Here is a 22,746-nt window from a genome sequence, read left to right as displayed (position 1 = left end):
ACGGCAGGCGAACGCCCCTTCAATCACCCGTCCGAGGGACCGTGAGTCGTGGGTAGGCGTGCAATGCTCGGGGAACGGCCCGGTTCTGTCACCATCTACACACTCTGAGTGACCGAACCTCGGGCTCACCCCCGAAAACTTCATGAAGGGAACCGGACATGGGTCCCCATCCTGCGGTCGCGGCGATACGCCTGGCGGTCCGCCGCGTCCTCCACGACATCCTCAACGACCACAGCCGTACCCCCGGCGACACCCCGCACGAGCGCCCGCCGTCCCCGCTCGTGCTCGTGGCGTGCTCCGGCGGCGCCGACTCCATGGCACTCGCCTCCGCCCTCGCCTTCGAGGCCCCCAAACTCGGCATCCGCGCCGGCGGCGTCACCGTCGACCACGGCCTGCAGCCCGGCTCCGACCTGCGCGCCGACGAAGTCGCCCTGCGGCTGCGCGAACTGGGCCTCGACCCCGTCGAGTCCGTCGCCGTCAGCGTCGGTCGCGAGGGCGGGCCCGAAGCCGCCGCCCGCGACGCCCGCTACGCCGCCCTGGACGCCGCCGCCGTCCGCCACGGCGCCGCCGCCGTCCTCCTCGGCCACACCCGCGACGACCAGGCCGAAACCGTCCTGCTCGGCCTCGCCCGCGGCTCCGGCATCCGCTCCCTGTCCGGAATGGCCGCGGTCTCGGGGGCCGACGGCCGTTACCGACGCCCCTTCCTCCAGCTCGACCGGCAGACCGCCCGCAAGGCCTGCATGGTCCAGTCGCTCCCGGTCTGGGACGACCCGCACAACGCCGACCCGGCGTACACGCGCTCCCGGCTGCGCCACGAAGGCCTGCCCGCCCTGGAGAAGGCCCTCGGCAAGGGCGTCGTCGAGGCGCTCGCCCGTACGGCCCAGCTCTCCCGCGACGACGCCGACGCCCTCGACGCCTGGGCCGGGCAGGCCGAGGCCGCCGTACGGGACGCCACCGGCCTGCTGGAGTGCGCCAAGCTCTACGCCCTGCCGCCCGCCGTACGCCGCCGTGTCCTGCGCCGCGCCGCCATCGAGGCAGGCGCCCCCGCGGGTTCGCTCTTCGCCCGGCACATCGAGGAGATCGACCGGCTGATCACCGGCTGGCGCGGCCAGGGGGCCATCAATCTCCCCGGCAAGGTCGTCGCCCAGCGTCAGGGTGGCAGACTGGTGATTCGGCAAGGCTGAATCCTTACGCCCCTCTCGGGGCGGAACGCCTCCTCACGGGGGCGGACAGCCGGTGGGACGACCGAAAGTGATGCGGGTGGACGCGAAAGACATGGGTGCCGACCTCAAAGAGGTACTCATCACCAAGGAAGAGATCGACGCGAAGCTCGTGGAGCTCGCCGCGAAGATCGACGCGGAGTACGCGGGCAAGGACCTGCTCATCGTCGGCGTCCTCAAGGGCGCGGTGATGGTCATGGCCGACCTCGCGCGGGCGCTGTCCACCCCCGTCACCATGGACTGGATGGCCGTGTCGTCGTACGGCGCGGGCACCCAGTCCTCGGGCGTCGTCCGGATCCTCAAGGATCTCGACACCGACATCAAGGGCAAGCACGTCCTGATCGTCGAGGACATCATCGACTCCGGGCTGACCCTGTCGTGGCTGCTGTCGAACCTCGGCTCGCGGGAGCCGGAGACCCTCAAGGTGTGCACCCTGCTGCGCAAGCCGGACGCCGCCAAGGTCGCCATCGACGTCGAGTGGGTCGGCTTCGACATCCCCAACGAGTTCGTCGTGGGCTACGGCCTCGACTTCGCCGAGAAGTACCGCAACCTTCCGTTCGTCGGTACGCTCGCGCCCCACGTCTACGGCGGCTGACCCGAAGGGCCCAGCCTCCTCAGAAGATCGGGAACCCCGGCGGGCCCCGCGCCGTTGGAGCATGCAGACGGGTTCGTCAGCTCTCCCGTGCGGCTTCGGGCGACAAAGCTGGGGTACCGTCAGAAGAACTGTCTTATCAAACTCACTATGGCAGGAGGGACGGGGCGAATTCGCTCCGTGTGGATGGACGTGAAGCGATACTTCCGTGGGCCGGTCATGTGGATCGTGCTGGCCGTCCTTGCCGTGGTCGTGTTGATGCAGGTTGTCGGCTCGTCCGGCGGCTACAAGACGGTGGACACCGGCCAGGTCGTCCAGGCGATCAATGAGAACAAGGTCGAACAGGCCAAGCTGACCACCGGCGACGAGCAGACCATCAAGGTCCAGCTCAAGGACGGCGAAAAGGTCGAGGGCAGCTCCAAGATCCAGGCGAGCTACATCGGCGACCAGGGCGTCGACATCGCCAACACCCTGCAGGGCAAGTACCAGCAGAAGCAGATCCCCGACGGGTACACCGTCTCGCCGACGAAGCAGAACGCCTTCGTCGGGATCCTGCTCTCCCTGCTCCCCTTCGTCCTCATCGTGGTCGTGTTCCTGTTCCTGATGAACCAGATGCAGGGCGGCGGCTCCCGAGTCATGAACTTCGGGAAGTCCAAGGCCAAGCTCATCACCAAGGACACCCCCAAGACGACGTTCGCCGACGTCGCGGGGTCCGACGAGGCCGTCGAGGAGCTCCACGAGATCAAGGAGTTCCTTCAGGAGCCGGCCAAGTTCCAGGCCGTCGGCGCCAAGATTCCCAAGGGCGTACTGCTGTACGGCCCGCCCGGTACCGGCAAGACCCTGCTCGCGCGTGCCGTCGCGGGCGAGGCCGGGGTGCCGTTCTACTCGATCTCCGGTTCCGACTTCGTCGAGATGTTCGTCGGTGTCGGTGCCTCCCGAGTCCGTGACCTGTTCGAGCAGGCCAAGGCGAACGCCCCGGCGATCGTCTTCGTCGACGAGATCGACGCGGTCGGCCGCCATCGCGGCGCCGGCCTCGGCGGTGGTCACGACGAGCGCGAGCAGACCCTGAACCAGCTGCTCGTCGAGATGGACGGCTTCGACGTGAAGGGCGGCGTCATCCTGATCGCCGCCACGAACCGGCCCGACATCCTCGACCCGGCACTGCTGCGTCCCGGCCGCTTCGACCGCCAGATCGCGGTCGACCGCCCGGACATGCAGGGCCGTCTGGAGATCCTCAAGGTTCACCAGAAGGGCAAGCCGGTCGCGCCGGACGTCGACCTCTCGGCGGTCGCCCGCCGGACGCCGGGCTTCACCGGTGCGGACCTGAGCAACGTCCTCAACGAGGCAGCGCTGCTCACGGCCCGTTCGAACAAGAAGCTCATCGACAACCACATGCTCGACGAGGCCATCGACCGTGTCGTGGCGGGCCCGCAGAAGCGGACCCGGATCATGTCGGACAAGGAGAAGAAGATCACCGCGTACCACGAGGGCGGACACGCCCTGGTCGCGGCGGCTTCCCCCAACTCCGACCCCGTCCACAAGATCACCATCCTGTCCCGCGGCCGTGCCCTGGGCTACACGATGGTGCTCCCGGACGAGGACAAGTACTCGACCACGCGCAACGAGATGCTCGACCAGCTCGCCTACATGCTGGGCGGCCGGGCGGCCGAGGAACTGGTCTTCCACGACCCGACCACGGGCGCCGCGAACGACATCGAGAAGGCCACGGCGACGGCCCGCGCGATGGTCACGCAGTACGGCATGACCGAGCGACTCGGCGCCATCAAGTTCGGTGGCGACAACACCGAGCCGTTCCTCGGACGTGAGATGGCTCACCAGCGCGACTACTCGGAAGAGGTCGCCGCGCTGGTGGACGAGGAAGTCAAGAAGCTCATCGAGAACGCGCACAACGAGGCCTGGGAGATCCTGGTCGAGAACCGCGACGTCCTCGACAACCTCGTCCTGCAGCTGCTGGAGAAGGAGACGCTGGGCAAGGAGGAGATCGCCGAGATCTTCGCCACCATCGTCAGGCGCCCCCCGCGTCCGGCCTGGACCGGCTCCTCCCGCCGTACGCCGTCCACCCGTCCGCCGGTGCTCTCCCCCAAGGAACTCGCACTGACGAACGGCGCCAACGGCGCGACGCCGGCGATCACGACGGCGAAGTCCACGGTGACGGATACGGCCCCCGTGGCCGAGCCCGCCCCCGAGGACCGTCCGGAGAGCTGACACTCCGACCCCGGTGACCTCACCGGCCCGGAATGGATGCCGCGCCCCCCAGGATCTAGCCTGGGGGGCGCGGTGCTTTTCGGCCGTATCGGCAGGTACACCCAGGAACGAGGCAGAGATGACCGACCCCGTGACGCTGGCCGGCGAGGGCTCGATCGGAGAGTTCGACGAGAAACGCGCCGAGAACGCCGTGCGTGAGCTGCTGATAGCCGTGGGGGAGGACCCTGACCGGGAGGGGCTGCGGGAGACGCCGGCGCGGGTGGCCCGGGCCTACCGGGAGCTCCTGGCGGGGCTGCGGCAGGAGCCCGAGGACGTCCTGACGACGACGTTCGACCTGGGTCACGACGAGATGGTCCTGGTGAAGGACATCGAGATCGTCAGCCTGTGCGAGCACCATCTTCTGCCGTTCCACGGTGTCGCTCACGTCGGGTACATCCCGGCGGAGACCGGCAAGATCACCGGCCTGTCGAAGCTGGCGCGCCTGGTGGAGGTGTTCGCTCGGCGGCCGCAGGTGCAGGAACGACTCACCACACAGATCGCCGACTCGCTCATGCGGATCCTCGAGGCGCGTGGCGCGATCGTCGTGATCGAGGCCGAGCACATGTGCATGTCGGTGCGCGGTATTCGGAAGCCCGGCGCCAAGACGACCACGTCGGCGGTGCGAGGGCAGCTTCGGGACGCCACGACGCGAGCCGAGGCGATGAGCCTGATACTGGCGCGCTGACCTGAGGGTCAGGGGGCCCTGGTGGGCCTCACGCCGCCGACGCCGCCCCCGTGTTCCGGTCGTCGTCCTCCGGGAGCTTGCAGACGCGCTCCAGGAAGAGGGCGGCCGCTATCACGGCGAGGCCCGCCAGCACGGAAAACCCGGCGTAGATGGCCTGGTCGCGGCGGGCGGGGATGTCGAGGGACTCCAGCAGGAAGACGCCCGTGCCGCCGTACATGCCGGCGACAAGGGCGGCGACCAGGGCGCTGGCCTGGCCGAAGACGACCGCGCGAGCCGCCATCAGGGGGTCGACGCCCTTGGCCTCCGGGCGCCGTTCCCGCTGGGCCTTGAGGCGGGAGCGGATCGAGAGCGCCGTGGCGGCCAGGACCACCGCGATCAGCGCGAGGACGATCGGGGCGGCCAGGGGGACGCTGGGCAGGGTCCCGATCGAGTTCCACAGGCGGGCGCCCGCCCAGGACAGGACTCCGGCGACGACGAATACGCCGGCCAGCAGCCTGATGCGCAGCTCTCTCACGGTGTCCCTTCAGCTCCCCCGGATGCCCGCGGACAGTGGTCGTCCTGACGGCTGTCCCGACGCTTGCCTCGACGGCCGGCTTGACGATTGATGACGGTTGTCTTGACCTTAACGACTATTCGGGCAGCCGGAGTTCCAGGTCCGCGCGGGGTTCCACACCGTTTCGGGTGACGTCGGCCAGCAGGCCGGACACCGGGCCCACGCCGGGGAGCTGCGCCTGCGGCTCCACGTCGTGCCACGGCGCCAGGACGAAGGCGCGTTCGTGGGCGCGCGGGTGGGGGAGGGTGAGCGTCGGGTCGTCGGAGACGACGTCGGCGTAGGCCACGATGTCGACGTCGAGCGTGCGCGGGCCCCAGCGCTCGTCCCGGACCCGGTGGAAGGCCTCCTCGACCGCGTGCGCCCGCTCCAGGAGCGAGGACGGCGGAAGGGTGGTCTTCACCAGGACGACCGCGTTGAAGTACGAGGGCTGACTGCCGGGCTCGACGCCCCACGGCGCCGTCTCGTACACGGGGGAGACGGCCTTCACCCGTACGCCCGGGGTGTCCTCCAGGGCGTCGATGGCGCCCTGGAGGGTCTCCAGGCGGTTGCCCAGGTTGGAGCCGAGGGAGATCACGGCGCGTTGCGGGTTGTGGAGGGTGGTGTCGGCGGCGTCGACCTGCTGTACGACGGAGGCCGGCACCGGCTGGACGGTCGGGTCGCTGTGGCCCTTGGTGAACGAGGCGGTCATGCTCGGCTCCGGGTGATGGTGATCGTCACGTCGTCGAAGGGGACCGTGATCGGTGCGTCCGGCTTGTGGACGCAGACCTCGACCTCCTGGACTCCCTCGTGCTTCAGACAGACCTGGGCGATGCGCTCGGCGAGCGTTTCGATGAGGTTGACGGCCTCGCCCTCGACGACGGCCACGACCTCCTCCGCCACGATCCCGTAGTGCGCGGTCTTCGACAGGTCGTCGTCGGCGGCGGCCGGCCGGGTGTCCAGTCCCAGGACGAGGTCCACGATGAAGGTCTGGCCCTCCTCGCGTTCCTTGGGGAACACACCGTGGTGCCCGCGGGCCTTCAGGCCGCGCAGCGCGACACGATCCACGCGAATCACTCCTGCAATCGTCGGTAATGGCCGGTTCGTACCGGGTGCGGGCGGCACACCGGCCTCGAACGAATCTACCTGCGGGCACCGACAGGGCCGGGCCACGGGGCCGCGGCCCGGGCCGGGGCCAGGAGGTTTCATCGTGTGTTTCCCCTGGGGAAGCCGGTGGCTCACGGTTGGTGGACGGGTTGGTAGCCGCAGTTGGTAGCCGCCCCTACCCCGGGCTCCGTGATTCCAACCACTCCTTGGTTCGTGTGGGCGTTGCGGTGGGGCGCTGGTGGGAGGTCCTTCCGGGCGGCCGGGCGTGGGGCGTCCCTGGGTGCCCTGTGGTGCGCCTACCCGCTCAGGAGGGGGTGTCGTCCGGTGCGTCCTCGTCGTTTTCGGCCAGGACGGGGGAGGCGTGGTGGGACCAGAGCTTCCAGCCGGACGGGGTGCGGCGGAACACGTTGCTGGCGACGACCAACTGTCCGACGAGCGGGCCGAGCTCCTCGCCGCCCTCGGGGGCGGGGCCGCCGCTGAGGATGTTCTCGGTGCAGGTCACGAGCGCGGTGTCGCCGGTGACGGAGACGTGCACGTCGGTGAGGAAGAACTGGATGTAGTCGGTGTTCGCCATGATCAGCGCGTACGACCTCAGGACCTCGCCGCGTCCGGTCAGTATCGGCCAGCCGGGGTGCACGCAGGAGACCACGCCGGCGTCCGCGGGGTCGTGGTACTCCTCGTCGACGCCCAGGTCGGCCGGGGTGAGCCAGAGCGAGGAGAGCTCCTCGAAGTCGCCGCGCTCCATCGCCTCGTAGTAGGTGGTGTTGGCGGCTTCCACCTGCTCGACATCGGTATGGGGGGCGCTCACCGGGGGCCTTCGGGGGAGTCGGGGGCGGAGGTAGGGGCGGGGGCGGGCGTCAGCGGGGAGGCCTGCGCCCCGTGGGACGAGGCGCGCGCCCCCTCCACGGCGCGTGCGACCCGTACCGCGTCCGCCGTCGCGCGCACCTCGTGCACGCGTACCGCCCACGCGCCGGCCTGGGCCGCGAGGGCGGAGACGGCGGCCGTCGCGGCGTCGCGCTCGCGCGCGGGGGGCGGGGCGCCTTCGGGGCCGGCGAGGACGCGGCCGAGGAAGCGTTTGCGGGAGGCGGCGACGAGGAGGGGGTGGCCGAGGGCGAGCAGGCGGTCGAGGTGGGCGAGGAGCAGCAGGTCGTGCTCGGCGTCCTTGGAGAAGCCGAGGCCCGGGTCGACGACCACGCGGTCGGGGGCGATCCCGCCGGCGAGGACGGCCTCCACGCGCGCGTGCAGTTCGTCGACGACCTCCGCGACGACATCGGCGTAGACGCCCTTGACGTTGCCGCCCTCCAGGAAGCCGCGCCAGTGCATGACGACGAAGGGGGCACCGGAGTCGGCGACGACCGGGATCATCGCGGGATCGGCGAGGCCGCCGCTGACGTCGTTGACGAGGGCGGCGCCGGAGGCGAGGGCCTGCTCGGCGACCGAGGCGCGCATGGTGTCGACGGAGATGGCGACGCCCTCGGAGGCGAGGCCCCGGACGACGGGGATGACGCGCCTGAGCTCCTCGGCCTCGTCGACGCGGCTGGCGCCGGGGCGGGTGGACTCGCCGCCCACGTCGACCAGGTCGGCGCCCTCCTCGACCAGGGCGAGGCCGTGCTTGACGGCGGCCGTCGTGTCGAACCATCGGCCGCCGTCGGAGAAGGAGTCGGGGGTGACGTTGACGACTCCCATGACCGCGCAGCGGTCCCATTCGGGAAGGCCGGCGACGCGCCCGCGTCCGCTCTGCTTGCTCATACGTTCAGCCTAGGCCCAGAAAGGGGCGCCACGGCCGTCAGCCCGGAGTGCGGGGCCCGAGCGGAAACCCCTCGGGCTGGAGGAGGGGGCGGGGCCTCCGCTCGGGCCGGTCTCATGGCGCGCCGGCCGATCCGCGGCCGGGGTCGTGCGGTGTCATGCCGCGCGGACGTCTCTTTCGCCGACGACGTGGGCACACGCGCGTGCGCTGGTCCGGCGACGGCGCAGGAAGCGGGGCAGGGGGAGGGCGAGGTTGACGAAGCCCTCGGCCTGCATGGCGGCGAACCCGATGCGGGGCAGGTCGCCGGAGGCCCGGTAGACGACGAAGCGGGGCTCCCAGCGGGGCTGGAACTTGGCGTTGAACTTGTACAGGGACTCGATCTGGAACCAGCGGGAGAGGAAGACCAGCAGCCCGCGCCAGGCGCGCAGGACCGGGCCGGCGCCGATCTTCTCGCCGCGCGCGAGGGCGGCGCGGAACATGGCGAAGTTCAGCGACACGCGCGTGATGTCGAACTTCGGAGCCGCCTGGAGGGCCGCCACGATGAGCAGCTCGTTCATGCCGGGGTCGGCGGAGCGGTCGCGGCGCATCAGGTCGAGGGAGACGCCGTCGGTGCCCCAGGGCACGAAGTGCAGGATCGCCTTCAGGTCGCCGTACTCACCCGGCTCGGCGTCGGCCTTGTGGGCGGTGGCGATCAGGCAGTCGCCGTCGGTGGGGTCGCCGATGCGGCCCAGGGCCATGGAGAAGCCGCGCTCGGTGTCGGTGCCGCGCCAGTCGTCGGCGGCGCGGCGGATGCGCTCCAGCTCGGCGTCGCCGAGGTCACGGACGCGTCGTACGCGGGTCTCGTAACCGGCGCGCTCGATGCGCTTGACCATCTGGCGCACGTTGCGCATCGCGCGCCCGGCGAGGGAGAAATCCGCGACGTCCACCACCGCCTCGTCGCCCAGTTCGAGGGCGTCCAGGCCGGTCTCGCGGGTCCAGACCTCGCCGCCGGTCTCCGAGCAGCCCATGACGGCGGGGGTCCAGGAGTGGGCCTTGGCCTCGTCCATGAACCGCTCGATGGCGCCCGGCCAGGCCTCGACGTCGCCGATGGGGTCGCCGCTGGCCAGCATCACGCCGGAGACGACGCGGTAGGTCACCGCGGCCTTCCCGCTGGGCGAGAAGACGACCGCCTTGTCGCGGCGCAGCGCGAAGTGACCGAGGGAGTCGCGGCTTCCGTGCTTGTCCAGCAGGGCCCTCAGGCGGGCCTCGTCGTCCTCGGTGAGGCGCGCGGCGGGATGTTCGGGGCGGAAGGCCAGGTAGATCGTGGTGATGGCCGTGAGCAGGCCCAGGGCGCCGAGGGAGAAGGCGACCGTCCAGGAGGTGTTGCCCTGGTAGTCGACGGGGCCCTCGAAGCCGAACAGGCCGTACAGGACGTGGGTGATGCGGTCGGCCAGGCTCGGGTCGCCGACCAGTGTGCTCGGGTGGGCGCTGACGATGATCAGGCCGAGGAAGAGCGAACCGGCGCCCATGAGGACGAAGTTGGCGAGCGCGCGCCACCGGCTGCGCGGGTCCGGCAGGGCCGCGAACTGGTCGCGGTGGATCAGCAGCGGCGCGAGCAGGGCGAGCGAGATGAGCACGCCGACCGGGGAGTGGCGGTAGGTCAGCTGCGCCGCGGCGCCGACCGGCAGCAGGACCACGGCGGCCCGCCAGGCCCGCCGCTTGTGGCGCCGCAGGCCGTGGGCGAGCAGGAGCAGCAGGATGCCCGCGCTCATCGAGAGCGCCGCGGCGAACGGGCCGAGCGCACCGGGCAGCACCTCGGCCAGGGTGTGCATCCGGCTGTGCCGGAAGCGCGGGAAGACGCCCGCGGCGATGTCCAGCAGGCCCACGACCGCGCAGGCTCTGGCGACCAGGACGGGGACGGCCTCGGGCCGCGGGCCACGCAGCGTGTGTCGTGCCCACCGCGGTCGGTTCGGAACCCCGACCGACATTTCGTCATCTGTCCTGACAGACATCGCATCCCATTGTTCCGCGAGAGACCTTGGATCCGGGCCCGCATCGGGCATCCGGCGACATTGCGCCCTCTAGGACGGTGTCTCCGGGGGAGAGGTTCACTCACTTCCCCAAAGCCGGTTCAAAGGCCGGGAAAAGGGCCGGACAAGCCCTCGCGAAGATCCGAGGGAGATGTCCCGGCACGGGCAGAAAGCGCAGGCGGGAAACCAACCATGGGTCTCACGAGCAACAACGTCCTGGTGCTGGCGGTCGGCTCGGCGGTGCTGCTGTTCGTCGGCACGGTCTGGCTGTGGCCACGGCTGTCACGGCGCGGCTGGCGTGCCGTCGGCGGGCGCGTCGGCCTGCTCCTGGCCACCCAGCTGGCGCTCTTCGCGGCGGTCGGGCTCGCCGCCAACCAGGCCTTCGGGTTCTACGCCAGCTGGGCCGACCTGTTCGGGCAGGAGGATGAGCAGGGGGTGGTCGTCGACCACACGGCGAACGGCGGCTCGGGCGGCCCGCTCCAGGTGACGGACATCCAGAAGGTCAGGGAGGCCGGGAGCGCGCGGCCGGAGAACGGCGGCCAGATCCAGAAGGTGGCCATAGTCGGCCGTACGACGCACCTCGCCACGTCCGCCTTCGTCTACCTGCCGCCGGAGTACTTCCAGCCGCAGTACCGCGCGCGGACCTTTCCCGCGGCCGTCGTCCTCACCGGATATCCGGGCACCGCCCAGTCGCTGGTCGACAAACTCCACTACCCGAGCACGGCGCTGGGCCTCGCCAAGGAGGGCCGAATGCAGCCGATGATCCTGGTGATGCTGCGCCCCACCGTGGCACCGCCGCGGGACACGGAGTGCGTCGACATTCCGAACGGACCCCAGGCGGAGTCGTTCTTCGCCAAGGACCTGCCCGACGCCGTTCTCGCCCACTACCGGGTGGGAAAGAAGCCGGGCAGCTGGGGAATCATCGGTGACTCCACGGGCGGCTACTGCGCGCTGAAGCTCGCCATGCACCACCCCGGCGTGTACGCCGCGGGCGCGGGTCTCTCGCCGTACTACAACGCGCCGTTGGACCCCACCACCGGCGATCTCTTCCACGGTGACAAGGAACTGCGCCACCGCGCGAACCTGTTCTGGTTTCTCAAGCACCGGCCCGCGCCCGACACTTCACTGCTCGTCAGCAGCAGCAGGATCGGCGAGTCGAACTACCAGGACACGCTGCGGTTCATCGACCGGGTGAAGGCGACGCACCTGACCCGTATCTCGTCGATCATCCTCGAAAGCGGCGGGCACAACTTCAACACCTGGCGGCGTGAGATTCCGGCGACGCTTCAGTGGATGAGCGGGCGGTTGAGCGACCGTTGAGATCGTCGAGAGGGCTGAGAGAGGGCCGAGAGGGCTGAGAAGGTTGAGAGGGTCAAGATCGTCGAGAAGGCACGCGACGGGAAATGATCTTGTGAGACGCGGTCCTCTTCTCGAATCGGGTGGCGGGTCTGATTCCTGATGTCGTGTGAAGGCTGCGGGATGGCTGTGTTTTTACGGGCCGGGGCACCATGATTCGCTTACGCGCGGTAAGTTTCTGGCCATGCCACGTGGACGTCATCGCCATTCCCCGCCCTTGCACAGGCTGCTTCCCCCGTCGGCGATCGCAGGCGTCTCCGTCGTCTGCGCCTTCGGCCCCTGGGTGTTCTCGCAGCCGGCCGTGTTGCGTGTCGTCGCCGCGGTGGCCGCGGCGACGGCGGTCGTCGGTGCGGCCGTCATGCGCCGCTGGGACACCCTGGCGGGCAAGCAGGTCGCCGACCTCATACGCGCGCGTGCGAGCGACGAGTGGCGGTTCGAGGAGCGGGTCGCCGAACTGGAGTCCGACATCGAGGAGTCCCGCGAGCTGCGCGCCAAGCTGGAGCAGCGGCTGCGGGCCAAGCGCACCGAACTGGCGGGCCTGCGCAACGAGCACGCCGCCCTGCTGCGCCGGTACGCCACCGCGGAGACGGAGCGGGCGAGCGCGCTGGAGGGCCGCCGACTGCTTGAGATAGGGGCCACGGCACCGGCGCGCGCGTTGCCGCCTGTGCCGGTCGCCGTCGCGCGGGGGGCCGGGGCTGTGGCTGCCCCGGTCGAGGGCGACGTCGATGCCGACGCGGCGCGGGAGGCGGAGGCCGCCGAGACGGTCGAGATGGTTGAGACTGCGGGAACCGGTGAGGCCGGTGGGACCGGCGAGGCCCGTGACTCGGGTGCCTCCGGCGACTCCGGCGACTCAGGCGACGACGAGTCGGAGGCTCCCGCGATCTTCTCGCCCGAGGGTTCGAAGCTGTTCCTGCGGGCGAAGGTGGCGCTGTCGCGGTTCGCTGACGGGGAAGGCGCTGCGGCACAGAAGGGCGCCGGCGAGGCTTCGGCCGGGGACGGCTCGGGCCAGGACGACGCGCCTGAGGGTGCCGTCGAGGACGGCTCGGTGCGGGACGGCGTGGCCAAGGACAGTTCGTCCCACGACGGTTCGGCCAAGGGTGGCTCCCCCAAGGGCGACGGCACCCCGGACGGCGACGGCGGCCCCAAGGGCGACGGTCCCGCGAAGGACGTTCCGGCGCAGGCCGGTCCCCTCGCCGCCGAGGTGGGCGCATCCCGGGCCTCCCGCGACTCCGGTGACTCCCGGGTGGAGGCCGCGCAGGAGGACGAGGCGCAGGGGAAGCCCGCGGCGGTCGACGGGCATGAGCGCGCGGCCGCCGTCACCCCGCAGACCAAGCCGGGCCCGTCGGAGGCCGCGCCGCCCTCCGGGCACTTCGTCGCGCCGACCGCGGTGGCCGTCGCGCCGACCGCGCCCGCACGGCGCGCCGCAGGCGAGGGCGGCTTCGACTTCTTCGGCACGCAGAAGGCGTCCGCCGCGCTGGAGTCCGTGCAGAACGAGGACCTCGCCGACGTGGTCGGCCAGGAGGCGCTCGCTCTCCACAAGGCCGAGTCCGAGGCACAGTTCAGGCTGGCCGGCGAGGAGTCCCGGGGCATCGGCCAGGTCATCGACCTGACGGCGCACGACGAGACCGAGCAGATCGACGTACAGGGGCTGCGGAGCGCGGTGTCCTGAACGAGGCGTGGCCGAGAACCGCGCGGTGCCCTGAGGGGGCCGCGCGGTTCGCGTTTGTCGGCCCCTCAGGCCATCCACCTGTCCGACCGGGTGCCCCCCGGCAAGCCACTCACCGGTCCGATCAGCCCAGCCCCCTCAGGCCGACCGCCGGTCCGACCGGGCGCTCCCCTCAGGCCATCCACCGGTCCGGCCGGGCGTCACGGCGGCCCGTTCGGGATCTTTCCGCCTGTGCGCGCAGCAGTTCCGCGGCCTCCTCGGCGTCCCGGAGGCGAGCCGTGACGGTCTTGTTGGCACCCGTGTCCACGTGGACGTCGGCGAGCCGCCAGAGGCGCTTCCAGGGTCCTTGCGAGAGCCGCACGCTCTGGACCTTGGCGTGCGGGACCAGGGCGAGGCTGCGGCGCAGCAGGCCCACCCGCGCCGCGAACACGGCGTCGGTGACGGCGAGTCCGTGGCCCCGCCACCACAACGGCACGCAGCGCCCGGCGCGCCGCGGGGGCCGGGACAGCGCGGACAGGGGCGGCACGGTCACGCCGGGCAGCACGCGCGCGACGATCGCCTCGGCGACCGCGCGGGCGGCGACCGGCACCAGCACGGAGTTGGACGACCCGGCCACGTCCAGCTCGACCCGCACCCAGCCGCGCCGCCGCCACAGCAACGGCTCCACGATCCGCACGGTCTGCACCCGCCCCGGCGGCACCGTCTCGTGGGTGCGGTCCAGGAGCCCGTGGTCGATCCGCAGCCCGTCGGGCGACTCGCCCACGGTCCAGTCGTACTCGCCGACGAACCGCCCCACGCTGCTCGCGCCCGCCGCGCCGAGCAGCGGGACGCCGGTCGCGAGGACCGTCCACAGGCTGTGGGTGGCGAACCACAGCAGGGACGGTACGACGAGGGCGGCCGCCAGCGTGCCCCAGGTGGCACCGGTCAGGACGAGGGCGATGGCGAGATCGCGAGGGGGCGTGCGCAGCAGCTCGCGCGCCGGCGCCTCGCCGACTTCGTGTGCCGTCTCGGGTGCGAACCCGGCGGCGCGCGCGAGGAGTTCCGCGCGGAGCGCACGCGCCTCACGCTCCCCCAGGAAGGCCAGTTCGTCCTTCTTGTCCGCGCCTATGACGTCGAGCTTCAGCTTCGCGACACCCGCCACGCGCGCGAGGAGCGGCTGCGTGACGTCGATCGCCTGGATGCGTTCCAGCCGGATGTGCGCGGCGCGCCGGAACACCAGGCCGGTACGGATGCGCAGTTCGGACTCGGTCACCGCGAAGTGGGTGGACCACCAGGTGAGGAAGCCGTAGAGGGCGGCGGCCGGGACGAGCACGGCGAGGCCGATCAGGAGCGTCGTGGGCGTCAGCCGCGTCAGCTGCCGTTGCGTCTGGTCGGGGTCGTGCACCGCCCATCCGATGAGCACGGCGACCGGCGCCCACGCCCGCCGGAGCGGCGTCACGGGATGCAGCCGCCGCTCGGTCACCGGCAGCTTCCGCGTGACGTCGTCGTCGACTCCCGGCGCCGTCACAGGCCCGCCGATCGTGCCTCGCCGAGCTCGGTGAGCCGGTCGCGCAGGCGTTCCGCCTCGGCCGGCTCCAGTCCCGGGATGGTGGCGTCGGTCGCCGCGGCGGCGGTGTGCAACTGCACGCTGGCCAGCCCGAAGTGCCGCTCGACGGGCCCCGAGGTGACCTCGACCAGCTGCATCCGCCCGTACGGCACGACCGTCTCCTCGCGCCACAGCACGCCCCGGCTGATCAGCAGGTCGTCGGCGCGCTCGGCGTACCGCCAGGAGGCCCAGTTGCGGCCCAGCATCACCCAGCCCCACGCCATGAGGGCGAGCGGCAGCAGCGCGAGCGCGGCCCACGCGGGGCCGGCGAACAGGTTCAGCAGCGCACCCGCCGCGATGCTCAGCAACCCCAGCCACACCACCAGCAGCAGTCGTCGCATCCGCAGCAGTCCCGGCGGCAGGCCGATCCACACCGGCTCGCCGTCGGCCACCTCCGCGCCCGGCCCGTTCCCCGTCTCCATGGGGCCAGCGTACGTAGGGGAGACTGTGTCCATGACTCCTACGACGGAGACCACGGTCGGTATCGGCGGCGCCGCGGAGAGCACCGACATGGTGCTCAACATCGGGCCCCAGCACCCGTCCACGCACGGTGTGCTGCGCCTCAGGCTCGTCCTGGACGGCGAGCGGATCCAGCACGCGGAGCCGGTGATCGGCTATATGCACCGGGGCGCGGAGAAGCTCTTCGAGGCGCGTGACTACCGCCAGATCATCATGCTCGCCAACCGCCACGACTGGCTGTCGGCCTTCTCCAACGAGCTGGGCGTGGTCCTCGCCGTGGAGCGCATGCTCGGCATGGAGGTCCCCCCGCGCGCGGTGTGGACGCGCACCCTGCTCGCGGAGCTCAACCGGGTGCTCAACCACCTGATGTTCCTGGGCTCGTACCCCCTGGAGCTCGGTGGCATCACGCCGGTCTTCTACGCGTTCCGGGAGCGCGAGGTGCTCCAGAACGTCATGGAGGAGGTCTCCGGCGGCCGTATGCACTACATGTTCAACCGCGTGGGCGGCCTCAAGGAGGACCTGCCGGCCGGCTGGGCGACACGCGCGCGTGCCGCCGTCGCCGCCGTGCGCTCGCGGATGGACGTGTACGACGACCTGGTGCTCGGCAACGAGATCTTCCGGGGGCGCACCCGGGGCGTGGGCGCCCTCGCGCCGGAGACCGTGCACGCGTACGGCGTGAGCGGGCCGATCGCGCGCGCCTCCGGCGTCGACTTCGACCTGCGCCGTGACGAGCCCTATCTCGCCTACGAGGAGCTGAAGGGCACCCTGAAGGTCGTCACCCGCCAGGAGGGTGACTGCCTCGCCCGCTTCGAGGTCCTCCTGGAGCAGACCCACAACGCCCTCGACCTCGCCGACGCCTGCCTCGACCGGCTCGCCGAGCTGCCGCCCGGCCCGATCAACCAGCGGCTCCCCAAGGTCCTGAAGGCGCCCGAGGGGCACACGTACGCGTGGACCGAGAACCCGCTGGGCATCAACGGCTACTACCTCGTCAGCAAGGGCGAGAAGACCCCGTACCGCCTCAAGCTCCGCTCGGCCTCGTACAACAACATCCAGGCGCTCGTGGAGCTGCTCCCGGGCACGCTGGTGGCGGACATGGTGGCGATCCTGGGGTCACTGTTCTTCGTGGTCGGGGACATCGACAAGTAGGTCCCCGAGGGGTGTTCCCGGTGTGTCCGGGATGCCGACCGGCTGGAGCAGCCAGCCGAAGTCTCCGAGGCCGCCGGGTGCGGTGAGTTCGGCGGCCTCGCCGGCGCTCGCGAGGGCGCGTAGGTAGGCCGCCGGGTCGGTGGAGGCCAGCGTGAGCGGGGGGCGTGCGCCCGTGAGGCCGAGGGCGTGCAGGGCGGCGCGCTGTGTCAGGACGCGCCCCTCGCGCAGGGCGCGCGCGGGCTTGGGGTGGGTGCGTTCGGCGCCTGCTCGCGGGGCGTGTGCATGGAAGGCGTGCGCGGCGCACGCGTCCAACGCGACATGCGCCGTGATGTCGCACGAGCCGTCCGGGACGGGCGCCGTCTCGCGCCCCGCGCGAAAACCGGTGAGTGTCCCGAACAGGGGGCGCGTGTCCACGGTGTGCGCGTAGTCGACCGCCACCGCGAGCCCCCGCCCGACCGCCCCGACCGCGTCGGCCCACGCCTCGTCCCGGGGCAGCCCCACCTCCGCCCGCAGCCCCTCCTCGGCCGCCGGCGGCCACCAGCGGGCGAGCCACTCCGCCTCGGCGCCGGAGAACGGCTCCCCGAGCCGCTCGGTACCGTTCCGCCGTACGAGAACTCTGCGGGCCACCCCCGCGGAGTCCACCTCGGCGACCTCGACGGGCACGTTGTCCAGCCACTCGTTGGCGAAGAGCAGGCCGGTGATCCCGCGCGGGGGCTTCGACAGCCACTCGATCCGGTGGTCGAGCGCGGGCGGCCGCTCGGCGAGGTCGACGGCGTACGCGCGCGTGCGGGCGGCCAGGTCGGCGGGGAGGGCGGCGAGCACGCCGGTCGCCAGTTCGCCTCGCCCCGCGGCCATGTCGACGAAGTCGAGCGTCGCGGGCCGGCCGAGGGCCTCGTCGACCCGGCCGAGCAGCCGGGCGACGGCCTCGGCGAACAACGGCGACGCGTGCACCGACGTACGGAAGTGCCCGGCCGGGCCCTCGGGCCTGCGGTAGAAGCCGTCAGGGCCGTAGAGAGCGGCCTCCGCGGCCGCCCGCCAGCCCCGCCACTCGCCCGCTGTCTCGTCCGTCACGGCGCCAGACTAGGCGCACAGAGGAACGGGGCCTCCACCTTGGGGAGTACACGGGTCGCGCATGGATCGGTCCTCCGGTTGACCCATACACGCTTCACGCTTCCCTACGCTGGGTTACGTGCAACGCCTCTATGACTTCCTCCGCAGGCACCCGACATGGGTCGACGGCTTCTGGGCCGTGTTCCTGTTCGGGCTCTCGGTGGTTTTCGTCGGGTCCGCCCCGGGCGACGCCCCAGGAACCAGCTCCGAGACGCTCATCGTCCCGGTCGCGCTCCTGCTGTGCCTGGTGGTGGCGTTGCGACGGCGTATGCCGGAGAAGATGCTGCTGCTGGGTGTCGCCCTCGGTGTCGGGCAACTGGTGCTCGACGTGGCCACGCTGCCCGCCGACTTCGCGCTGCTGGTGATCACCTACACCGTGGCGGCGACCGGCGCCCGCTGGGCGTCGAGACTGGCGCTGATCATCGGCCTCGGCGCGGCGCCACTGGCACAGCTGCGCTGGCCGGAGGAGGAGGCGGGCGTCGTCGGCACGGTGGCGCTCATGATCTTCATGACCGTGCCGTTCATCCTGGCCTGGGTGCTCGGCGACTCGATGCGCACCCGCCGCGCCTACTTCGCGCAACTGGAGGAGCGCGCGAGCCGGCTCGAGAAGGAGCGCGAGGCGCAGGCGAAGGTCGCGGTGGCCGCCGAGCGCGCCCGCATCGCGCGTGAGCTCCACGACGTCGTCGCGCACAATGTCTCGGTGATGGTGGTGCAGGCCGACGGCGCCGCCTACGTCCTCGACGCCGCGCCCGACCAGGCGAAGAAGGCCCTGGAGACGATCTCCTCCACCGGCCGCCAGGCCCTCGCCGAGATGCGCCGCCTGCTGGGCGTGCTGCGCACCGGCGAGCACCAGGAGGTCGGCGAGTACGTCCCGCAGCCCGACGTCGACCAGATCGACGACCTCGTCGAGCAGTGCCGTACCTCCGGTCTGCCCGTCGACTTCAAGGTGGAGGGCACGCCACGCCCGCTGCCCAGCGGCGTCGAGCTCACGGCGTACCGCATCGTGCAGGAGGCCCTCACCAACACCCGCAAGCACGGCGGGCCGAACGCGGGCGCCAGCGTGCGCCTGGTGTACTTCGACGACGGCCTCGGCCTGCTCGTCGAGGACGACGGCAAGGGCGCCCCGCACGAGCTGTACGAGGAGGGCGGCACCGACGGACAGGGCCACGGCCTGATCGGCATGCGCGAGCGGGTCGGTATGGTCGGCGGCACTCTGGACGCGGGCCCCCGTCCCGGCGGAGGGTTCCGTATCAGTGCGCTGCTCCCGCTCAAACCAGCGCATTGACGCCGACGCACGCCCCCTGTTGACACCTGTCACACCCCCGGGTCGGCATCTGTCGGGCGACCAGAAGCAGTCAGACGTAAGCAACAGAGACAGAGCCGGAAGAAACGGAAGAGGCCACTCGATGACGATCCGCGTGATGCTCGTCGACGACCAGGTGCTGCTGCGCACCGGGTTCCGGATGGTGCTCGCCGCCCAGCCGGACATGGAGGTCGTCGCCGAGGCGGGTGACGGCGTCGAGGCCCTCCAGGTGCTGCGGGCTACCGCCGTCGACGTGGTGCTGATGGACGTGCGCATGCCGAAGCTGGACGGCGTGGAGACCACCCGCCGCATCTGCCAGGAGGACGACCCGCCGAAGGTGCTGATCCTGACCACCTTCGACCTGGACGAGTACGCCTTCTCCGGGCTCAAGGCGGGCGCCTCCGGATTCATGCTCAAGGACGTGCCGCCCGGCGAGCTGCTGACCGCCATCCGCTCGGTGCACAGCGGCGACGCGGTGGTGGCCCCCTCGACCACACGTCGCCTCCTGGACCGGTTCGCGCCCATGCTGCCGAGCGTGGGCAAGGAGCCCCGGCACAAGGAGGTGGAGCGGCTCACCGACCGCGAGCGCGAGGTCATGATGCTGGTCGCCCAGGGCCTGTCCAACGGCGAGATCGCCGCCCGGCTGGTGCTGTCCGAGGCGACCGTGAAGACCCACGTGGGCCGCATCCTGACCAAGCTCGGGCTCCGCGACCGGGTGCAGGTGGTGGTGCTGGCGTACGAGACGGGGCTGGTGCGGGCCGGCGGGCTCGGCTGAGGCCCGGGGAAGTCTCACCGGCGTGAGCCGCGAACGGGACCCTTCCGTGAGCGGCGCCCACTAGGGTCTGCGCATGCTTCTCTGGATCAACGGCCCCTTCGGGGGTGGCAAGACGCAGACGGCGTACGAGATCCAGCGGCGTCTGCCCGGCAGCGTCGTCTGCGACCCCGAGCACGCCGGATTCGGCCTGCGCCGCATGCTGCCGCCCGAACTGCGCGGCGACTTCCAGGACTTGACGTCCTGGCGGCAGGGCGTCGTCGAGGTGCTCGACCTCGCCCTGACCAGGCGCGACGGCGTGGTCGTCGTCCCCATGACGGTCACCGACTCCGGCTATTTCGCCGAGACCGTCGGCCGCCTGCGCGAACTCGGCCACGACGTACGGCACTTCACCCTCCTCGCCGAGCGGGAGACCGTCGTCGGACGGCTGCGGGAGCGCGGCTTCGGCCACCTCCTGTCGTACGTCGGCGGGAAGAACGCCGGCCTGGGCCGCGAGACCTGGGCGCTGCGGCAGCTCGACCACTGTCTGGAGCGGCTGTGCGAGCCCGAGTTCGCCGAGCATCTGTGGACGGACCACTCGACCGTGCCGAGGACGGCCGACCGCATCGCCGCCCTGGCCGGCCTGAGGCTCAGGCCGAACCGGGAGGGCCCGCTGCGGACACGGCTGCGGCAGGTGGGCGTCGGGGTGCGGCACATCCGGTTCGACTGAGCCGGGCGCTCAGCGCAGGATGCCCTCCAGGAAGTCGCTGCCCAGCCGGGCCACGACCGCGATGTCCAGCTGGTGCTGGACGTACCGGCCGCGCCGCCGCGTGCTGACCAGGCCCGCCTTCTTCAGCACACCCAGGTGCCGGGATATCTCGGGGGCCGTCATGCCGTGCGCCTGCGCCAGCTCGCTCGTGGTCCAGGCGCTGCGGGCCAGGTGGCGGCAGATCCGCATCCGTACCGGATGGGACAGGGCGGTCATCCGCAGGGCGAGCTGCTCGACGGTCGGCGGGGCCGCGAGCTCGGGGGAGCCGACCGGGTAGTGGACCACCGGCTGCCAGCCGGGCCGGTACAGCACGGCCAGATGCGGTCGGCCGAGGCTGGTCGGTACGAGGAGGAGGGTGCCGTCACCCGTGGTCGTACGGCCCACGCTCAGCTTGTCGACCGTGATCCGGGTGCCCGTCCCGTCGAGCGTGACCGCCGGGGACACCGCGGCCAGCATCTCGCCCAGGCCCTTGCGGCGCAGGAGGTCGGTCTTGTGCCGGGCGTCCGCCGCGAGCTGGTGGCGCAGCCGGGACCAGGCCTCCGCGAAGAACGCCTCGTCGCAGTCCTGGAGGAACTGGCGCAGCCACGCCCGGATCTTGGGCGGGTCGGTCAGCAGCAGCTCGGTGAACCGCACCTGGCGCGGCCCGCGCGCGGCGGCCAGCTCCAGGGCGCGCCGTCCCTGCGCGTCGTCGACGAGCCAGCCCGCCCCGACGTCGTAGCAGGTCGCACAGCTGAACTCCAGGGCGGCGTTGACGAACTGCTCGTCCGTCAGCTTGTCCAGCAGGTCCAGTTCCTCGGCGAGCGTGGCCCCCGGCAGGGTGGTGCCACCCGGGATGCCCGCGTACGGCAGGAAGAGGTCCGCGAACGTCGTCGTCCACAGGAAGTCCGCGTCGCACATCCGGTCGGCCAGATGCGGGTCGAGGCCGGCCGTCACGCCCGTCACCCAGCCCTGGAGCCCGGGATGGTGCGCCGGCTCGGCCAGCGCGTGCAGCGCCATGCCGAGCTCGGCCAGGGGGGACGGCACGACGGCGACCCTCTCCGGCCGCAGCCCCGCGATGTCGATGCGCACGCTCATGACCTCATGGTGCACCCCGCCACTGACAAGGCCGCCCTCGATTGACGGCGGCCGTCAATCGACGCGACCGGTCCCGCCGAACCCCGCCGAGGCCCACCACACCCGGCCCAGGCCCTGGCCCTACCCCAGCCGGCCGGCGAAGTCCGCCACCGCCGCCTTCACGTCGTCGGCCGTCCACTCCAGCCCCGCCGAGCCGACGGTGACCTCGAGGACGCCCAGGCCGGGCCCGCCGCGGTCCCAGTAACCGGCGAACAGGTACGTCCCCGTCTCCTCCGCCTGCCGCACCGCGGCCTCCGTCAGCACCTCGGGGTCGTACGGCAGCCAGACCTGGAACTGGTGGGTGTGCGGCTCCTCCGGGTGCACGCGCGCCCACGCCACCCCGGCGTCGGCGAACCCCTCCCGCAGCGCGGCCGCGACCACGCGCGCGTGGCGGACGTACTGCGGCAGCCGGGGCAGTTCGCGCTCCAGGCCGACGAGCGCCGACAGGGCCGTGGGGAACTGCTGGAAGGCCGTCCCGCCGTACCGGTGGCGCCAGGTCCTAGCCTCGTCCACCAGCGCCCTCGGACCGGCGAGCGCCGCGCCGGCGAAACCGTCGAGGGACTTGTAGAACGAGACGTACACGCTGTCCGCGAGGTCCGCGATCTCGTCCAGGGGGCGGTCGAAGTGGACGGTGGTCTCCCACAGGCGGGCGCCGTCGAAGTGCACCACCGCGTCCCGCTCGCGCGCCGCCTGGACGGTCTCGGTGAGCTCCTCCCAGGTCGGCAGGACGAATCCGGCGTCCCTGAGGGGCAGTTCCAGCATCAGCGTGCCGTAGGGCTCCTCGAAGTCCCGCACCTCCTCGGCGGTCGGCAACCGGGGCTCGCCGGTCAGGCGTACCGGGCGCAACCCGCTCACCTGGGTAAAGGCCTGCCGTTCATGGACCTCGGGGTGGGCCAGGGCGTGCAGGGCGACCGTCGGGTTGCCGGTACGGGCCGCCCAGCAGCGCAGGGCGACCTGCTGGGCCATCGTGCCGGTGGGGAAGAACGCGGCGGCCTCCTTGCCCAACAGGCTCGCGACGCGCTCCTCCAGGGCCGTGACGACCCCGTTCCCGTAGATGTCCGCGGCCTCGTCCACGTCGTACACCTCGGGCGCCGCCTCGACCAGCGCGGCGAGCCGCTCCCGGATGCTCCCGGCGAGCCCGCCGCGCCACAGGACGCGCCGCGCACCGCGCGCGGCGTTCCGTCGCCGCTCCCGCAGACGCTCCTCGGCCGACCGCTCCTGAACCGACTTTTCCCCAGCCGACTCTTTCCCAGCCGACTTTTCCCCAGCCGACGGTTCCTCCGCCGACTGCCCCTCCACCTGCTCCGCCGCATCGCTCATGCCCTGGATCATCC

The 22,746-nt window shown here is 71.7% G+C and carries 21 protein-coding genes; 10 read left to right on the top strand and 11 right to left on the bottom strand.

From position 1 onward, the window contains the following. Positions 1–158: 158 nt before the first annotated feature. From tilS to folE, 4 genes are all read left to right on the top strand, one after another. A complete protein-coding gene (tilS, locus tag ACZ56U_RS06425; RefSeq protein WP_469082912.1) occupies positions 159–1,184 on the top strand; it encodes a tRNA lysidine(34) synthetase TilS in 1,026 nt (341 codons plus the stop codon). Positions 1,185–1,254: 70 nt separating this feature from the next. Continuing rightward, positions 1,255–1,815 carry a hypoxanthine phosphoribosyltransferase gene (hpt, locus tag ACZ56U_RS06420; protein ID WP_391241869.1) on the top strand — a complete coding sequence of 187 codons (561 nt, stop codon included), beginning with the start codon at positions 1,255–1,257 and terminating at the stop codon, positions 1,813–1,815. Between the two features lie 183 nt (positions 1,816–1,998). Further along, positions 1,999–4,038 (top strand): ATP-dependent zinc metalloprotease FtsH, encoded by a 2,040-nt coding sequence (gene ftsH, locus ACZ56U_RS06415; RefSeq protein WP_469082911.1) that lies wholly within the window; start codon positions 1,999–2,001, stop codon positions 4,036–4,038. Positions 4,039–4,156: 118 nt separating this feature from the next. Next, entirely contained in the window at positions 4,157–4,762 is a 606-nt protein-coding gene (gene folE / locus ACZ56U_RS06410; protein WP_469082910.1) for a GTP cyclohydrolase I FolE, read from the top strand. Between the two features lie 28 nt (positions 4,763–4,790). Here the strand turns inward: folE and ACZ56U_RS06405 are convergent, their stop codons facing one another. The 6 genes from ACZ56U_RS06405 to ACZ56U_RS06380 all read right to left on the bottom strand — a co-directional run bounded on the left by ACZ56U_RS06405 (position 4,791) and on the right by ACZ56U_RS06380 (position 10,112). Then, the gene (locus tag ACZ56U_RS06405; RefSeq protein ID WP_469082909.1) at positions 4,791–5,276 is read right to left on the bottom strand and encodes a DUF3180 domain-containing protein; all 486 of its coding nucleotides are present in this window, start codon (positions 5,274–5,276) and stop codon (positions 4,791–4,793) included. A gap of 115 nt (positions 5,277–5,391) precedes the next feature. Continuing rightward, positions 5,392–6,003, bottom strand: coding sequence for a 2-amino-4-hydroxy-6-hydroxymethyldihydropteridine diphosphokinase (gene folK / locus ACZ56U_RS06400; RefSeq protein ID WP_391241655.1), 612 nt, complete (start codon positions 6,001–6,003; stop codon positions 5,392–5,394). Then, positions 6,000–6,359 (bottom strand): dihydroneopterin aldolase, encoded by a 360-nt coding sequence (folB, locus tag ACZ56U_RS06395; RefSeq protein WP_469082908.1) that lies wholly within the window; start codon positions 6,357–6,359, stop codon positions 6,000–6,002. The genes folK and folB overlap by 4 nt, the downstream gene beginning before the upstream one ends. A gap of 343 nt (positions 6,360–6,702) precedes the next feature. Continuing rightward, positions 6,703–7,206, bottom strand: coding sequence for a nuclear transport factor 2 family protein (locus ACZ56U_RS06390; protein WP_469082907.1), 504 nt, complete (start codon positions 7,204–7,206; stop codon positions 6,703–6,705). Further along, complete coding sequence (folP, locus tag ACZ56U_RS06385) at positions 7,203–8,147, bottom strand: dihydropteroate synthase (protein ID WP_469082906.1); 945 nt, start codon at positions 8,145–8,147, stop codon at positions 7,203–7,205. Before folP ends, ACZ56U_RS06390 begins: the two co-directional genes overlap by 4 nt. Positions 8,148–8,300: 153 nt before the next feature. Further along, positions 8,301–10,112, bottom strand: a complete 1,812-nt coding sequence (locus tag ACZ56U_RS06380) for a phosphatidylglycerol lysyltransferase domain-containing protein (protein ID WP_469082905.1) — start codon at positions 10,110–10,112, stop codon at positions 8,301–8,303. 234 nt (positions 10,113–10,346) lie between these two features. On the opposite strand from ACZ56U_RS06380, the gene ACZ56U_RS06375 reads away from it, so the two are divergent. Then, complete coding sequence (locus tag ACZ56U_RS06375) at positions 10,347–11,474, top strand: alpha/beta hydrolase (RefSeq protein ID WP_469082904.1); 1,128 nt, start codon at positions 10,347–10,349, stop codon at positions 11,472–11,474. Positions 11,475–11,694: 220 nt separating this feature from the next. Beyond that, complete coding sequence (locus ACZ56U_RS06370; protein WP_469082903.1) at positions 11,695–13,179, top strand: hypothetical protein; 1,485 nt, start codon at positions 11,695–11,697, stop codon at positions 13,177–13,179. A 169-nt stretch (positions 13,180–13,348) separates the two neighbouring features. Here the strand turns inward: ACZ56U_RS06370 and ACZ56U_RS06365 are convergent, their stop codons facing one another. Further along, the gene (locus ACZ56U_RS06365; RefSeq protein WP_469082902.1) at positions 13,349–14,683 is read right to left on the bottom strand and encodes a PH domain-containing protein; all 1,335 of its coding nucleotides are present in this window, start codon (positions 14,681–14,683) and stop codon (positions 13,349–13,351) included. Beyond that, positions 14,680–15,216, bottom strand: coding sequence for a PH domain-containing protein (locus tag ACZ56U_RS06360; protein ID WP_469082901.1), 537 nt, complete (start codon positions 15,214–15,216; stop codon positions 14,680–14,682). Before ACZ56U_RS06360 ends, ACZ56U_RS06365 begins: the two co-directional genes overlap by 4 nt. On the opposite strand from ACZ56U_RS06360, the gene ACZ56U_RS06355 reads away from it, so the two are divergent. Continuing rightward, positions 15,215–16,366, top strand: a complete 1,152-nt coding sequence (locus tag ACZ56U_RS06355; RefSeq protein ID WP_469082900.1) for an NADH-quinone oxidoreductase subunit D — start codon at positions 15,215–15,217, stop codon at positions 16,364–16,366. The genes ACZ56U_RS06360 and ACZ56U_RS06355 overlap by 2 nt on opposite strands. Here the strand turns inward: ACZ56U_RS06355 and ACZ56U_RS06350 are convergent. Then, positions 16,331–17,437, bottom strand: coding sequence for an SAM-dependent methyltransferase (locus tag ACZ56U_RS06350; RefSeq protein WP_469082899.1), 1,107 nt, complete (start codon positions 17,435–17,437; stop codon positions 16,331–16,333). The genes ACZ56U_RS06355 and ACZ56U_RS06350 overlap by 36 nt on opposite strands. 118 nt (positions 17,438–17,555) lie before the next feature. On the opposite strand from ACZ56U_RS06350, the gene ACZ56U_RS06345 reads away from it, so the two are divergent. The 3 genes from ACZ56U_RS06345 (at position 17,556) to ACZ56U_RS06335 (ending at position 20,260) form a co-directional block, all read left to right on the top strand. Continuing rightward, positions 17,556–18,761 (top strand): sensor histidine kinase, encoded by a 1,206-nt coding sequence (locus tag ACZ56U_RS06345; protein WP_469082898.1) that lies wholly within the window; start codon positions 17,556–17,558, stop codon positions 18,759–18,761. Between the two features lie 121 nt (positions 18,762–18,882). Next, the gene (locus ACZ56U_RS06340) at positions 18,883–19,554 is read left to right on the top strand and encodes a response regulator transcription factor (RefSeq protein WP_469082897.1); all 672 of its coding nucleotides are present in this window, start codon (positions 18,883–18,885) and stop codon (positions 19,552–19,554) included. A gap of 73 nt (positions 19,555–19,627) precedes the next feature. After that, the gene (locus ACZ56U_RS06335) at positions 19,628–20,260 is read left to right on the top strand and encodes an AAA family ATPase (protein WP_469082896.1); all 633 of its coding nucleotides are present in this window, start codon (positions 19,628–19,630) and stop codon (positions 20,258–20,260) included. A 9-nt stretch (positions 20,261–20,269) separates the two neighbouring features. Here the strand turns inward: ACZ56U_RS06335 and ACZ56U_RS06330 are convergent, their stop codons facing one another. Both ACZ56U_RS06330 and ACZ56U_RS06325 read right to left on the bottom strand, forming a co-directional pair. Beyond that, entirely contained in the window at positions 20,270–21,373 is a 1,104-nt protein-coding gene (locus ACZ56U_RS06330) for a DUF5937 family protein (RefSeq protein WP_469082895.1), read from the bottom strand. Positions 21,374–21,493: 120 nt separating this feature from the next. Continuing rightward, positions 21,494–22,732: a threonine aldolase family protein gene (locus ACZ56U_RS06325; protein WP_469082894.1), complete on the bottom strand. Its 1,239-nt coding sequence runs from the start codon at positions 22,730–22,732 to the stop codon at positions 21,494–21,496. Positions 22,733–22,746: the final 14 nt, after the last annotated feature.

The organism is Streptomyces sp. NPDC034103 (assembly GCF_055575395.1).
Note: the sequence above shows the minus strand (reverse complement) of the source record. Positions and strands in the feature narration are given on the sequence as shown.